Origin of the sequence: Aeromonas sp. YN13HZO-058 (assembly GCF_001921245.1) — a bacterium.
Classification (GTDB): Bacteria; Pseudomonadota; Gammaproteobacteria; order Enterobacterales; family Aeromonadaceae; genus Aeromonas; species Aeromonas allosaccharophila.
In genome coordinates, this window is record NZ_MQSY01000031.1 from 58,721 (window position 1) to 72,890 (window position 14,170).

11 protein-coding genes are annotated in these 14,170 nt (G+C 60.1%); 6 read left to right on the forward strand and 5 right to left on the reverse strand.

All coding sequences use genetic code 11. From position 1 onward, the window contains the following. Positions 1-6: 6 nt before the first annotated feature. The 5 genes from BSP75_RS07250 (at position 7) to dcuC (ending at position 6,841) form a co-directional block, all read left to right on the forward strand. The gene (locus BSP75_RS07250; RefSeq protein WP_075112730.1) at positions 7-1,002 is read left to right on the forward strand and encodes a fumarylacetoacetate hydrolase family protein; all 996 of its coding nucleotides are present in this window, start codon (positions 7-9) and stop codon (positions 1,000-1,002) included. Between the two features lie 139 nt (positions 1,003-1,141). Next, positions 1,142-1,777: a maleylacetoacetate isomerase gene (gene maiA, locus BSP75_RS07255; RefSeq protein ID WP_075112731.1), complete on the forward strand. Its 636-nt coding sequence runs from the start codon at positions 1,142-1,144 to the stop codon at positions 1,775-1,777. A 462-nt stretch (positions 1,778-2,239) separates the two neighbouring features. Further along, positions 2,240-3,736 carry a C69 family dipeptidase gene (locus BSP75_RS07260; protein WP_075112732.1) on the forward strand — a complete coding sequence of 499 codons (1,497 nt, stop codon included), beginning with the start codon at positions 2,240-2,242 and terminating at the stop codon, positions 3,734-3,736. A gap of 483 nt (positions 3,737-4,219) precedes the next feature. After that, positions 4,220-5,458: a peptidase T gene (gene pepT, locus BSP75_RS07265; RefSeq protein WP_075112733.1), complete on the forward strand. Its 1,239-nt coding sequence runs from the start codon at positions 4,220-4,222 to the stop codon at positions 5,456-5,458. A gap of 9 nt (positions 5,459-5,467) precedes the next feature. Beyond that, positions 5,468-6,841: a C4-dicarboxylate transporter DcuC gene (dcuC, locus tag BSP75_RS07270; RefSeq protein WP_075112734.1), complete on the forward strand. Its 1,374-nt coding sequence runs from the start codon at positions 5,468-5,470 to the stop codon at positions 6,839-6,841. Between the two features lie 103 nt (positions 6,842-6,944). Here dcuC and asnB read toward each other — a convergent pair whose 3' ends face one another. The 4 genes from asnB to BSP75_RS07290 form a co-directional block, all read right to left on the reverse strand. Beyond that, complete coding sequence (asnB, locus tag BSP75_RS07275) at positions 6,945-8,609, reverse strand: asparagine synthase B (protein ID WP_042059329.1); 1,665 nt, start codon at positions 8,607-8,609, stop codon at positions 6,945-6,947. Between the two features lie 215 nt (positions 8,610-8,824). Beyond that, complete coding sequence (locus BSP75_RS07280) at positions 8,825-9,193, reverse strand: cupin domain-containing protein (protein ID WP_075112735.1); 369 nt, start codon at positions 9,191-9,193, stop codon at positions 8,825-8,827. A 141-nt stretch (positions 9,194-9,334) separates the two neighbouring features. Beyond that, positions 9,335-10,909, reverse strand: a complete 1,575-nt coding sequence (locus BSP75_RS07285; RefSeq protein ID WP_075112736.1) for a cation:proton antiporter family protein — start codon at positions 10,907-10,909, stop codon at positions 9,335-9,337. A 54-nt stretch (positions 10,910-10,963) separates the two neighbouring features. After that, positions 10,964-11,713 (reverse strand): HAD-IIA family hydrolase, encoded by a 750-nt coding sequence (locus BSP75_RS07290; RefSeq protein ID WP_043164926.1) that lies wholly within the window; start codon positions 11,711-11,713, stop codon positions 10,964-10,966. Between the two features lie 197 nt (positions 11,714-11,910). Between BSP75_RS07290 and BSP75_RS07295 the strand changes: the two genes are divergently transcribed. Continuing rightward, positions 11,911-12,975 carry an adenosine deaminase gene (locus BSP75_RS07295; protein WP_075112737.1) on the forward strand — a complete coding sequence of 355 codons (1,065 nt, stop codon included), beginning with the start codon at positions 11,911-11,913 and terminating at the stop codon, positions 12,973-12,975. Positions 12,976-13,088: 113 nt separating this feature from the next. Here the strand turns inward: BSP75_RS07295 and BSP75_RS07300 are convergent, their stop codons facing one another. Next, positions 13,089-14,075: a zinc-binding dehydrogenase gene (locus BSP75_RS07300; protein WP_075112738.1), complete on the reverse strand. Its 987-nt coding sequence runs from the start codon at positions 14,073-14,075 to the stop codon at positions 13,089-13,091. Between the last annotated feature and the right edge of the window lie 95 nt (positions 14,076-14,170).

Below are 14,170 nucleotides of genomic sequence, written 5' to 3' on the forward strand. Positions count from 1 at the left end.
TCGCTTATGAAATTGGCAACATTGATCAATGGCAAGCGCGATGGCGCTTTGGTGGTGGTGAGCCGGGACCTGACCCAGGCGGTGCGAGTGAGCGAGATTGCCCCGACTTTGCAGGCCGCCCTCGACGAGTGGGCCGAGCTTGCCCCCAAGCTTGAGGAAGTCTATCAGCAGCTTAACGAAGGCCGCGTGGCCGAGGCGTTCCCCTTTGACGAAGCGTCTTGCCTCTCACCGCTGCCGCGTGCCTACCAGTGGGCCGATGGCAGTGCCTATGTCAACCATGTGGAGCTGGTGCGCAAGGCGCGCGGCGCCGAGATGCCCGAGAGCTTCTGGCACGACCCGCTGATGTATCAGGGGGGCTCCGACAGTTTTCTCGCCCCCCGTGGGCCGATTGTCATGGGCTCCGAGGAGTGGGGGATCGATTTCGAGTCAGAAGTGGCCATCATTACCGACGACGTGCCGATGGGAGTGAGCCCACAGGGGGCCGCCAGCCACGTCAAACTGCTGATGCTGGTCAACGACGTGAGCCTGCGCAACCTGATCCCGGGGGAGCTGGCCAAGGGCTTTGGTTTCTTCCAGTCCAAGCCGTCCAGCGCCTTCTCGCCGGTGGCGATCACCCCCGACGAGCTGGGCGATGACTGGCGCGATGGCAAGGTGCTGCTGCCCCTGCGCACCCATCTGAATGGCGCCCTGTTTGGCGCACCGGATGCCGGGGTGGACATGACCTTCAACTTCTTCGAGCTGATTGCCCATGCGGCCAAGACCCGTCCCCTTGGCGCTGGCTGCATCATCGGCTCGGGCACCGTCTCCAACTACGATCGCAGCGCCGGTTCATCCTGCATCGCCGAGCGCCGCATGCTGGAAATTCTTGATTGTGATCAAGCTACAACCTCCTATTTGCAGTTTGGTGATAGAGTGTCGATCGCGATGGAAGATCGCTCTGGCCAAAATCTGTTTGGCACCATCTCTCAACAAGTGGTGCCTGCGAGCGGTCAGGGAGGTTGATGGCCAGCGCCGGTTGGTGGCAAACCTATTCGGGATATGTCCGGATCACGACGAGCCCTCAACCGGTGCCGGATACACAAGGAGGCAGGTGGCGAGCACCTGCCGGGCTTCGGGCCCAGATAAAAAGCAGGGACAGATTATGTTGCAGTTGTTTGGCTATTGGCGTTCGTCGGCAAGTTTTCGGGTGCGGATCGTGTTGCAGCTCAAGGGGCTCGCCTACGAGCAGCATCCGATCAATTTACGGCAGGGCGAACAGCGCGAAAAGGCCTATCGCCGCCTCAATCCGCAGGGGTTGGTGCCGTTTCTGGTGGATGGCGATCTGCAGACCGGTCAGTCCGTCGCCATCATGGAGTACCTCGACGAGACCTATCCCGCCTACTCCCTGATGCCCTCTGCCCCCGAGGCGCGGGCCCGGGTGCGCCAGATCGTCAACATGATCGCCTGTGACATCCACCCCCTCAACAATCTGCGGGTGCTGGGCTATCTGGAAGAGCACTTAAGGGTCAACAAAGCACAGGAAGCGGACTGGTATCGCCACTGGATTGACGAGACCTTCACTGCCCTCGAGCAGCTGTTGATGACCACCGCCGGTGTCTACTGCGTCGGCAACGAAGTGACCCTGGCCGACTGCATGCTGGTGCCCCAGGTCTACAACGCCCGTCGTTACGAGATGACCCTGGACGATTACCCCACCATCTGCCGCATTGTCGCCAACTGCGAGCAGTTGCAGGCCTTTATCAAGGCCGCCCCCGCAAACCAGCCGGATGCGCAGTGATCCGCTGACACTGCTGAAAATGACGGGATGATGTGATCACGTTATCCCGCTATCTGCCCCCCCTCTTGGTTGATCTCATCGCTGGTTTGCCTCCGGGGCTGCTGGTGAATCGACTTATTGTCAAAAACTCCGCTCTTGTCACAGTTATCAATATTTTGAGTTGTAGCACGCTTCATTGTTGGTGTTTTGCGTTATTAATCACACTCCCATCAGTTGATTAAGCCTAGGATCGCCACGCCTGAGGTATAGGCGAAGGGGAGATGCGAACAGGTCGCCTATCATGGGCGCCTAGGTTTCTGTCGATTGTCACGCGATTTGTCCGCACCTCTCTTTTTTCATTTTTTACGGTTTGATGGTCCGCACTGCCCGGCCCGTGTCACTGTGGCTATCCCTTGCGACAGAGGCAGGTTGACTGGCGAGCCACCGTTTATTTGCAACCACTCTGTGCAACAAGGAGATCTCATGCATTCCTTCAAAAAGTGCGTCGTCGCACTCTCCATCAACCTTGCCCTCTTCTCGTCGGCATTTGCCTGCACCACTTTGCTGGTTGGCAGTGAGGCCAGCGCCGATGGCTCCATGATGGTGGCCCGCAGCGCCGACAGCGATGCCCTGAAAGCCCAGCATTTTGTGATCCATCCGGCCAAGCAGGGGCAAAGTGGCGTACACAGCTCCAAGGCTCACAACGGCGCCAATGATTTCAGTTACCCCTTGCCGAAAAACTCCCTGCGCTATACCACAGTGCCGAACTGGAAGACCCAGCTGCACGGCGCCACCGGGTTCAACGAGAAGGGGGTAGGGGTGAGCGGCACCGAGTCCATTTTCGCCTCACCCGAAGCGCTCGCCTTTGACCCCTATGTGGAAGACAAGGGGATCACCGAGGATGACATTCCCGATGTGCTGCTCTCCCGGTCCACGTCGGCCCGCGAGGCGATCGCCTTGCTTGGCAACATCATCGAGACCATAGGCGCGGGAGAGGGATTTGGCGTTGCCGTGGTGGATGACAACGAGCTCTGGTATCTGGAGACCGCCACCGGCCACCACTGGATGGCGCAGCGTCTGCCGAAAAATCACTATTTTGCCACCGGCAATCAGGGCCGCCTGCAGCAGTACGATCCGGCCAGTGCCGACATGATGGGCTCGAAAAATCTGATCGAATTTGCCACCGAGAAGGGGCTCTACCATCCGCAAAAAGATGGGGCGTTCAACTTCTCGAAAGCCTATACCCGCGATGACGAGCGGGACCGCAGCTATAACGATCCGCGGGTCTGGACCATCCAGCAGATGTTCAACCCCTCGCTCAAGCAGGCGGTGGATGCCGGTCGCCAGTTCCCGGTCACCCTCTCCCCCGAGAAGAAGATGACGCTGGAGGAGGTCAAGGCGGTGCTGCGCAATCACTATGACGGCACCGAGCACGATCCCTACAGCAAGGGGTTGAACGGTCAGGAGCCGTGGCGCCCCGTCAGTGTGTTTCGTACCTATGAGTCCCATGTGATGCAGGTTCGCCCCTGGATGCCGCGTGAGGTAGGGGAGGTGACCTATGTGGGCCTCGGCATGGCGGATCTGACCGCCTTCGTTCCCTACTACAGCGGTCTGGAAGCCTATCCGGCGCACTATGCCATGGGCAGCGACAAGGCCGACAGCGACTCCATCTACTGGAAATATCGCAAACTGCAGACCCTGGTGATGACCGATTACCCCAAATTGGCCCCCATGGTGAAGCAGGCGTACCAGAGCTGGGAGGCGAAGATCGCCAAAGAGCAGAAAGAGATGGAAGCCAACTATCTGAAAACGGTCAAGACCGACAAGGCCGCCGCCAACAGCATGCTCAACGACTTCAATCTGCGGGTGATGCAGGAGGCCGAAACGTTGACCGACGATCTGACCAACCAGATCTTCACGGTGCGCACCCAGGATATTCAGGCCGATATCTTCTTCGCCAACAAGGCGAAAAAGGATTAACCGCGACGCACTCATCATGCCAAAGAGGGGCCCAGATGGTCAGCCTGAGCGGCCGCCGGGCTGATCGGTTCCTCTGATCACTTTCCCTCTATCGATGCCGGAGCCTGTGCTCCGGAATTTTTCCTCTATGACATCCCGCCAATGTGTCTGGCTGGGCAGTGGATTTCGCTACCCGATACGAAAGCAGAGACTTTCATTCAGGTTTTTATTTCGCCTTTCAGCATATCAGGCATGTGATCAGCTACCCACTTTTGGTTATCTGATGGCTTTTATGCAGCTTTTCTGTGTTATTTATCACTACCCATTGATTCGACTGTGATGGGCACTCTCTTTATCCATCTCATTTTTTCTCGTTAATCCAAGGTGTTATCGCTTCATCAGACGGCTGTTTGCAGAAAAAGGCGGCTGCTTTCTGAATAAGGTGACCGCGCCGCCGGATCTCGTCACGGCATCATATCCGTCACTACTCACAGGACTACCGCAATGCAGATTGTCGACCGATTTTTGGGATACACCGCCATCAATACCACCACCAACCGTGAAGCGGGGGCGGCCGGGGTGATGCCCTCTTCTCCTGGGCAGCGGGTGCTGGCTGACAAGGTGGCGCAGGAGCTGATTGCCCTGGGGCTGACCGTGGAGGTGGCGGACAACGCCATCCTGACCGCCACCCTGCCTGCCAATGTGGCGGGGGATCTGCCCACCGTGGCCTTCTTTGCCCATCTCGATACCAGTGCCGAACACACCAACGATACCCATGCCCAAGTAGTGGCCTATGAAGGGGGGGATATCTGCCTCAATGCCGACCAGCAGATCACCCTGCGCCAGAGCGAGTTCCCGGAGCTTGCCAACTATGTCGGCGATCGGATCATCGTGACCGACGGCACCAGCCTGCTGGGGGCCGATGACAAGGCGGCCATCGCCGCCATCGTCAATGCGGTGGCCTATCTGCAGGCACACCCGGAGATCCCTCACGGCACCATCAAAATTGGTCTGGTACCTGACGAGGAGCAGGGATTGCGCGGGGCCAAGGCGTTCGATACCGAACGTTTTGGCGCTGACTTCGCCTATACCCTCGACTGCTGCGGCATTGGCGAGCTGGTCTATGAGAACTGGAATGCGGGGGATGCGGAGTTTGTCTTTCACGGTGCCTCGGCCCACCCCATGTCGGCCAAGGGCAAGCTGAAGAACTCGCTGCTGATGGCGCACAAGTTTATCGCCATGCTGCCGGGGGGCGAAGCGCCTGAATATACCGAGGGGCGTGAAGGTTACTACTGGGTCAAGCAGATGCAGGGCAACAGCGCCCAAACTGTGCTCAAGCTGGATGTGCGCGACTTCACTCAGGAGGGGTATCAGCAACGAATGACCCTGCTCGACACCCTCGGCAAGAGCTGTCAGGCCCTGTGGGGTGAGCAGAACGTGAGTTACCACTTGAGCGATCGCTACAGCAATGTGTTCAACAGTTTGCAGGGCGATAATCGTTATCCCATCGAACTGGCGCTGGCCGCTTACGAGACGCTGGGGATCACCCCCAAGCCCATCCCGATGCGCGGTGGTTATGATGGCGCCGTGCTCTCCCAGAAGGGATTGCCCTGCCCGAACCTCTTCACCGGTGCCCACAACTTTCACTCCATCTACGAGTACCTGCCGGTTAAATCCCTCGAGGCGGCCAGTGCCGTGGTGATCGAGATAATCAAGCTCACCCACGCCCGTTTCAGTCGCTAAGGAGCCGTCATGTTTCAGGTAGTTATTGCGGTATTGGTCATCGTGCTGGTGGCCAGGTTGATCCTCAAAGGCTATCGGGCCGAGCCGGTGCTGTTTGCCGCCGGTCTGGTGCTGATGGTGGCAAGCCAGCTGGCAGGGTGGGGGAGTGTGCTGCCCAAAGGGGTTGCGAGCACCGGGCTTGCCCTGTTCGATCCCTTTGAGGTGATGCGGGATCTGTTCAGCTCGCGGGCCGCGGATCTGGGGTTGATGATCATGGCGCTGATGGGCTTTGCCCATTACATGGATCATATCGGTGCCAATGATGCGGTGGTGCGCATTGCGATTCGTCCGCTGCGTCGGTTGCGCTCTCCCTATGTGTTGCTCTTTTTCTCCTATCTGCTGGCCAGCGCGCTGCAACTGGCGATCCCCTCGGCGACCGGTCTGGCGGTACTGTTGATGGCGACCCTGTTCCCCATCATGGTGGGGCTTGGCCTCTCTGCGGCCTCGTCGGCCGGGGTGATTGCTACTTCCCTCGGGGTGGCCTATACCCCGACCGCTATTGACGCCATCCGTGCAACCGATGCGGTGGGCATGGGCCATAACGTGATCGAATATGTCTACACCTATCAGGGCCCGGCCGCACTGGCGACCGTGCTGGTGGTGGGCTTGATGCACGTATTTTGGCAACGTCGTTGCGATCTGCAGGAAGGGCATCAGCATCAGGGCGCGGCTGCGGTGGATGAGTCGGTACAACAGGTCGGAGTCCCCGGTTTTTATGCCATCTTGCCGATGCTGCCCATCATCATGGCGGTGGGCTTCTCTTCCCTGTTTGTCGATCACATCAAGCTCAACGTCATCACCATCGTGATGATCTCCATGTTTATCAGCATGGTGGTGGAGGCAGCCAGAACCCGTGACATGAAGCAGGTGTGCGGCGGTTTCAGCCACTTCCTCAACGGCATGGGGTCAGCGTTCAGCAACGTGGTGGGGCTGCTGGTGGCGGCGGGGATCTTCGCCCACGGCATCAAGGTGCTGGGGGTGATCGACATTCTGATCGTCGGCGCCGAACATGTGGGGCTGCCCGCCTTTGCCATGGCGATCGTTTTTGCACTGGTGACGTTGGTTGCCGCTATTATCATGGGCTCCGGCAATGCGCCCTTCCTCGCCTTTGTCGAGCTGATCCCGCAGATCGCAGCCAGCATGGGGGTCAATACCGCCGCCATGATCCTGCCGATGCAGCAGGCCTCCCACATGGGGCGCGCCATGTCGCCAGTCTCCGGGGTGATTATCGCGGTCTCCAGCGGTGCCAAGCTGACCCCGTTCGCGGTGATCAAGCGCACCTCGGTACCCCTGATGGTCGGTTTTGTCTTCCATACCCTGATCGTGGGGATCTTCTATCTGTAACTGCTCCTTCGGTTATCCGGAGATGAAATAACGAAAAGCCCTTCACCGTAGTGAAGGGCTTTTTGCTATCTGGCGTTATCCGACCGGGTGAACCCGTGCGGGCTTAGTAGCCTTGCTGGTGCACATCCATCACGGCGCGGCCGGACGGGTCGGCCATCTCTTTGAACTTGGCATCCCACTCCAGCGCGGTGGGGGTGGAGCAGGCGACCGACTTGCCGTAGGGCACGGTGCGGGCGGCGGCTTCCAGCGGGAAGTGCTCGTCGAAGATGGCGCGGTAGAAGTAGGCCTCTTTGGTGAGCGGGGTGTTGATGGGGAAACGGAATGCGGCCGCCTCGAACATCTGATCCGTCACTTCCTGTTCGACCATGGCTTTCAGGCTGTCGATCCACGAATAACCCACACCGTCGGAGAACTGCTCCTTCTGGCGCCATGCCACTTCGTGGGGCAGCAGATCCTCGAACGCTTCGCGCAGGATGTGCTTCTCGATCTTGCCCTTGCCACACATCTTGTCGGCAGGTTGCAGGCGCATCGCCACGTCCATGAACTCCTTGTCGAGGAAGGGCACGCGACCTTCCACACCCCAGGCGGCCATCGATTTGTTGGCGCGCAGGCAGTCATAGAGGTGCAAGGAGGCGAGCTTGCGCACGTTCTCTTCGTGGAACTCTTTTGCGTTGGGTGCCTTGTGGAAGTAGAGATAGCCACCGAACAGCTCGTCGGAACCTTCACCGGAGAGCACCATCTTGATCCCCATCGCCTTGATGTAACGGGCCATCAGATACATGGGCGTGGAGGCGCGGATGGTGGTGACGTCATAGGTCTCGAGGTGATAGATGACGTCGCGCAGGGCATCCAGACCCTCCTGCACGGTGAAGTGGATCTGGTGGTGGATGGTGCCCAGATGATCGGCCACTTTACGGGCGGCAGCCAAGTCAGGCGAGCCTTCCAGGCCGACGGCAAAGGAGTGCAGTTGCGGCCACCAGGCTTCGCTCTTGCCATCGTCTTCCACCCGACGGGCGGCGTAGATCTTGGTGATGGCGGAGATGACGGACGAATCCAGCCCGCCGGAGAGCAGCACGCCATAAGGCACGTCGCACATCAGCTGGCGTTTGACCGCCGCTTCCAGTGCCGCTTTCAGCTCGGCCTTGTCGCTGACGTTGTGCTCGACCGCGCTGTACTCCATCCAGTCGCGCTTGTACCACTGTTTAAGCTCGCCATCCTTGCTCCACAGGTAGTGTCCCGGCGGGAAGGTTTCGACGCTCTTGCAGACCGGCACCAGCGCCTTCATCTCGGAGGCGACATAGAAGTTGCCGTGTTCGTCGCGACCGGTATAGAGGGGGATGATCCCCATGTGGTCACGACCAATCAGATAGGCATCCTGCTCGGCGTCATAGAGGATAAAGGCGAAGATGCCGTTGAGATCGTCCAGAAACGCCGGGCCTTTCTCCTTGTAGAGGGCCAGCAGCACTTCACAGTCGGATTTGGTCTGGAACTGGAAGTCGACCTTGAGGTTCTTCTCCAGCTCCTTGTGGTTGTAGATCTCGCCGTTGACGGCCAATACGTGAGTGCGCTCGGGGTTGTAGAGCGGCTGGGCGCCATTGCCCGGATCGACGATGGCCAGGCGCTCGTGCACCAGAATCGCTTTGTCGGAGCTGTAGACGCCGGACCAGTCTGGCCCGCGGTGACGAAGTCGCTTGGACATCTCCAGCGCCGATTTGCGCAATAGAGCCGGGTCAGTTTTGATGTCCAGAATGCCGAAAATAGAACACATTGGCGGTAATCCTCTTGATTTTTATATGAGCCCCCACGTCCGGGCTCGAAATTCCATTTACATTCCTCGTCAGACACAATGCCTAGCGGAAAAACCTTTTGCAAGCGGGAAAACCGCAGAAAATCATGCCGTAAGCGTCAAGCAGATCACCGGGATAAGGGGGCCGGTAGTGGCGCCGGTAGTGGTACAGGGAGTGGGACCGGGTGACGTGAACGTCAAGCCGAGGCGGGTTCGAAGATCACATAGACCTTGCGACAGGGGGTGAGGGTCTCCCACTCTCCGACAAAGCCGGCGGGAATGACAAATTGATCGCCGGGTTTCAGGGCAAGCTGGCCGCCCTGATTGTCGTGGATCACCACATCCCCCTCCAGCAGTTGGCAATATTCGTGCTCGGTGTAGTGGATGGCCCAGCGGCCGGGCTCGCAGGCCAAGAGGCCCACGTGGAACTGCTGGCTGGGGTCGGAGTAGTGGTTCCATACCGTCTGACTCGGGTTGCCCGCTTTAATGCGTTCGGGGGCGGGCATCAGCGGAGTGGGGGTAGCTTCGTGGCGGTCGAGCAAAATCCAGTCGTTAAGGGTCTTCATGGTGCCTCCCTGGCAATGGGGATATGAAAGCGGGGCCATCCCGGCCCCGCGTTTGTTCGTTTTATTAAACGAGGTTGAGCATAACTTAAACGATGCACATTCCCTTGCCAAGTGCCCTCGCCAAGCCCCTGATGCCAGCACTCAGCGCGGCTGCAAGCGGCGGATCACATGGCGGGCAAAGCCGCTGCCCGCCTCGTTATAGACGTTGAACACCGCATCCACCCCTTGTTCTTGCAGGGAGGGGATATCATCCTCGAAGCGGACGATGGCGGCGATCTTGCCGTTGAAGCCGTGGCTGCGCAGCTTCTCGATGGCGTAGAGATTCCCCGAGTGGTGGGGCATCGCCAGCAGTACCAGATTGACCTGATTGGAGAGCAGCACCTTGTCCCAGAAGTCTGTATCGGTGGCATCCCCCTCGATGACGTTCATCCCCTGGGCGCGCAGGGTGGGCAGCTTCTCGCTGTCGTTCTCCACCCCGAGGATGACGTTGCCGTATTTGTTCTCCAGCTCGAAGTAGGCGCCCTGGCCGATCCGCCCCATACCGAGGATGATTACCTCGGCATCGCCGAGCTCGATGGGCCTGTCTTCCGGATGGAGGTTGCTTGCCTGCAGCCCCCGCAGCCAGTGACCGATGCGATGATAGATCCGCTCGCTCTGGGCATTGAGCGGGGCGGAGATCATAAAGCTTGCCGCCAGCGCCAGCGAAACCGCCACCAGCCACTCGTAGGAGAGCCAGCCTGCCTTGGCGGCGATGGCTGCGACGATCAGGCCAAACTCCGAGAAGTTGCTGAGCGCCAGGGTAGAGAGCAGGGCGGTACGCACCCGCAGGTGAGCACCGCTATAGACCAGATAGTAGAGCGCGCTTTTCAGCGGCAGGGCCAGCACCAATGCCAGCGCCAGCAGCATGGTGTCGTGGGTCGGCAGGCCGTTGAGGCCGATGGTGAGAAAGAAGCAGACCAGAAAGAGGTCTTTGAGGTTAAAGAGCGCCTTGGCCAGTCCCGCCGCCGCCGGATGGGAGGCGAGCAGCATGCCGATGATCAGCGCCCCGAGATCCGGCTTGAGGCCGACCACTTCAAAACCGGCGGCCCCCACCACCAGTGCCAGGAACACCCCGAACAGCACCTGCAACTCGCCGTGACCGGCCCGTTCCAAGAGCTTGAACAACAGCGGGCGCAGCAGTGGCAGCCCCAGCACCCAGAGCGCCCAGATACTGGGCAACTTGCCGCTGGAGAACGCCAGAAAGGCCACGGCGAACACATCCTGCATGACCAGTACCCCGATGGCGATGCGGGCGTAGAGTGCATTCATGTCGCTGCGATCTTCCAATACCTTGACAGCAAAGACGGTGCTGGAGAAGGAGAGGGCAAAGCCCAGCAGCAGCGCCAGTTTCCAGTCCAGTGACAGGGCGAGGTGGAGCCCCAGCCCCTTGCAGACCAGCAGCACAACGGTAAAGAGCAGGGTGGAGAGCAGCAGGTGCAGGCTGGTGGTGCCCCACACATCGCGCCGCATCAGGGTCTTGATATTGAGCTTGAGGCCGATGGTGAACAGCAGCAGGGTGACGCCGAGATCGGCCACTTCGCTCAGGGCGGGGCTATTTTCATATCCCATGCCGTTGAGGATAAAACCGGCGGCCAGAAAGCCGAGCAGAGGGGGCAGGCCAATCAGATTGACTACCATGCCGCAGCCAAAGGCCACGGCGATCAGAATGGGTTCCATAACAGATCCTGCAAGGGCAGTTGAGACCTGCCCTGTTTAACGCTTGGGTGGTGATTAGACGATATCGATGTCGACCACAGAGTCGAAAATATGGTTCGGTCGAAACGGCATACGGTCGATATCGGCCACCTTACTCACCCCGGAGAGCACCAGCACCGTTTCGAGACCGGCCTGAAAGCCCGCCAGAATATCGGTGCGCAGGTTGTCGCCGATGATGATGGTGTCGTCGGAGTGGGCCTCCATCCGGTTGAGCGCCGCACGGATGATCCAGGCGCTCGGCTTGCCGACATAGAACGGCTTCTTGCCGGTCATCCGCTCGATGGGGGCGCACAGGGCGCCGCAAGCCGGGTGCATCATGGGGCCGTGGGTGTCGGGGTTGGTGGCGATAAAACGGGCCCCCTGATCGACGAACTTGGCGCCCAGTTGCATCATGGTCCAGTTGTAGTTGCGGGTCTCGCCCACCACCACGAAGTCGGGGTCGATATCGGTGATGGTGAAACCGGCCTTGTAGAGCTCGTGGGTCAGCGCCCCTTCGCCAATCACATAGGCCTTCTTGCCATCCTGGCGCTTGAGAAAATCGGCGGTGCCCATGGCGGAGGTGTAGAAGCACTCCTCCGGCACCTCGATCCCTGCGGAGCGGAAGCGGTTTTGCAGATCTTTCTGGGTCTGGGCCGGGTAGTTGGTGAGGAACAAGAGCTTGCTGCCCTGCTCCAGCAGGCGGTGGACGAAACGGTCGGCACCGGGGATGAGATCGTTATTGTGCAGGATGACACCGTCGATATCGCAGATGACGTTCTTCTTCATGAAAACTCCTTGTCAGGGCGCAGGCGAGCCGCCAATCGTTAAGATGTTCAATCATTTATGATTTTTGTGACGCCATTATAAGTCTGTTTGATGACAAGTCTCCCCTGTCTCGCCACTTCGGTGCACAATAAAGCTGCCGTCGGGTCAGTCTGGTGGAGGGGCTGACGCCGGATCACTTTGCTGATGGAGCCGTCGCTATGGACACCCCAATTCCCAAGCCAGTCACACCCGAACACCTCACCGCCGCGCAATTTATCGCCGGACTGCCGAAACTGGAGCTGCACCTGCATATCGAGGGCAGCCTCGAACCCGAGCTGATGTTTGAGCTGGGCCGCCGCAACGGCGTGCCACTGCCTTGGCCCGATGTGGCCAGCGTGCGCGCCGCCTATGACTTTGACTGCCTGCAATCTTTTCTCGACCTCTACTATCGCGGCGCCAGCGTGCTGGTGACCGAGCAGGACTTCTTCGACCTCACCTGGGCCTATCTGGCGCGTTGCGCTGCCGACAAGGTGGTGCATGTGGAGATCTTCTTCGACCCGCAGACCCACACCGCTCGCGGTATCCCCTTTGCGACTGTGCTGAGTGGCATCGAGCGGGCGCTGCAGACCGGGGAGAAGGAGTTTGGGATCAGCTGGCGGTTGATCATGAGTTTTTTGCGCCACCTCAGCGAAGAGGAGGCGTTCGCGACGTTGGCAGAGGCTATGCCCTTCCTGTCGCGCATTCACGGCATCGGCCTTGACTCGGGGGAGAAGGGCAATCCGCCCAGCAAGTTTGCCCGGGTCTTTGCCCGCTGCCGCGAGCTGGGGTTGCCGGTGGTGGCCCATGCCGGCGAAGAGGGACCTGCCGACTACATTTGGCAGGCGATCAACGAGCTGCAGGTGTGCCGCATCGATCACGGGGTGCGCTCGGCCGATGATCCCGAGTTGCTGCGTTATCTGGCGGATACCCGGCTGCCGCTCACCGTCTGCCCCCTCTCCAACACCCGGCTCAAGGTGTTCGGCAATATGGCCCAGCACAATGTGTTGCGGCTGCTGGAGCAGGGGCTCTGCGTCACCATCAACTCGGACGATCCCGCCTACTTCGGTGGCTACATGGGGGCCAACTTTGCGGCGCTGGCCGATGGCCTCGGCGCGACCATGAGTCAGCTCTGCCGCCTCTCGCTCAATGCCGTTGAGGCGAGCTGGCTCTCTCTGGCTGACAAGGCGCGGCTGACCCGCGAGATCCGTGGCTATGCCGCGACCCACGGGGTGATCCTGCACTGAGTCAGGTGCCAATGTCCTCGATATGAAAAGCAGTTGATATAAAAAGAGGCCCGCCATCACTGGCGGGCCTCTTTCGTTTCAATGGCAGGTGTAGCTGCCGGGTGAAGTCATAGTTACGCCACCCGTACCAGAAACTTCTCGCCCTGTCCTTCGCGCTTGAAGCGCTCGAGCAGGGTGGGCAGCGCCTCGAAGTTGCCCACCACCAGCGGCGGCAGGGTCAGCTCGCCGTTCGCCATCTGCGCCATCATGGCGACACCGGCGGCCACCAGTCGGCTCCACTGCTTGTCGGTACCAAAGGCATGCTGGGCACCGAGCGCAATCTCGTGCAAGGAGTGGCAGTGAGTAAAGGCGGGCAGCGGATTGTGCGGGATGCGCCCGAGCACCGTCACCATATGGCCGTAGTAGCCAAGGGCGGGCAGCAAGCTTTCCGCCTGCTGGCTGGAGACCAGATCGATGATCCCCTCAAACGGCTCGTTGCCGTTGGCGGCCTGCAGGATGGCCAGCCACTCCGGATCCCGATAATCGGCCACCCCCTGCACCCCGATCTGTTTGAGCCACTGATGGTGGCGTGGACTGGCGCTGGCAAAGAGCCGCGCCCCCTGTTTAAGGGCGAGCTGCACCGCAAAGCGGCCGACACTGCTGCCCGCACCGGTGATGAGCAGCGCTTCCCCGTGCAGGCGTGGCAGCTTGGCCAGCGCCTGCCAGGCGGTGAGACCGGGACAGGGCAGGGCGGCCGCCGCCTCGTCACTCAGGGCATCGGGCACCGGCAGCAGGGCGCGGGCCGGTACCCGGGTGTGGCGGGCAAAGCTGCCGTGGTGGCGCAGGTCGGTGTGGTAGGCGACCCGGGCGCCGAGACGCAGATGGCTGACGTTGGCGCCGAGCGCCACGATAGTGCCCATGCCATCGACGCCGGGCACCTGACCATCCTGCCAGTTGGAGTGGCCATATTCGATCAGCTTCCAGTCCACCGGGTTGAAGGCGATAACCCGGTTGGCTACCAGTACCTCGTCAGGGGCGAGCGGTGCCAGGGGCAGATCGGCGAGGGTAAGCTGGGTCGGTTCACCGGGGGCATGCCAGCACCAGGCTTGGGTGTGATTCATGGGGACTCCTTGTGAAAGGCTATGTCCCAATTACGTGTTGCATGGGGTGCCCCAGCGCCTCATGCAAACACGCTTTGATATTCACGCCCCTCCCG

Bases quoted from the DNA above. Each gene is read 5' to 3' on its own strand.
- dcuC (WP_075112734.1), top strand. From the start codon at position 5,468: ATGTTTCAGGTAGTTATTGCGGTATTGGTCATCGTGCTGGTGGCCAGG.
- asnB (WP_042059329.1), bottom strand. From the start codon at position 8,609: ATGTGTTCTATTTTCGGCATTCTGGACATCAAAACTGACCCGGCTCTA.
- BSP75_RS07295 (WP_075112737.1), top strand. From the start codon at position 11,911: ATGGACACCCCAATTCCCAAGCCAGTCACACCCGAACACCTCACCGCC.
- BSP75_RS07260 (WP_075112732.1), top strand. From the start codon at position 2,240: ATGCATTCCTTCAAAAAGTGCGTCGTCGCACTCTCCATCAACCTTGCC.
- pepT (WP_075112733.1), top strand. From the start codon at position 4,220: ATGCAGATTGTCGACCGATTTTTGGGATACACCGCCATCAATACCACC.
- BSP75_RS07300 (WP_075112738.1), bottom strand. From the start codon at position 14,075: ATGAATCACACCCAAGCCTGGTGCTGGCATGCCCCCGGTGAACCGACC.
- BSP75_RS07290 (WP_043164926.1), bottom strand. From the start codon at position 11,713: ATGAAGAAGAACGTCATCTGCGATATCGACGGTGTCATCCTGCACAAT.
- BSP75_RS07285 (WP_075112736.1), bottom strand. From the start codon at position 10,909: ATGGAACCCATTCTGATCGCCGTGGCCTTTGGCTGCGGCATGGTAGTC.
- maiA (WP_075112731.1), top strand. From the start codon at position 1,142: ATGTTGCAGTTGTTTGGCTATTGGCGTTCGTCGGCAAGTTTTCGGGTG.
- BSP75_RS07250 (WP_075112730.1), top strand. From the start codon at position 7: ATGAAATTGGCAACATTGATCAATGGCAAGCGCGATGGCGCTTTGGTG.
- BSP75_RS07280 (WP_075112735.1), bottom strand. From the start codon at position 9,193: ATGAAGACCCTTAACGACTGGATTTTGCTCGACCGCCACGAAGCTACC.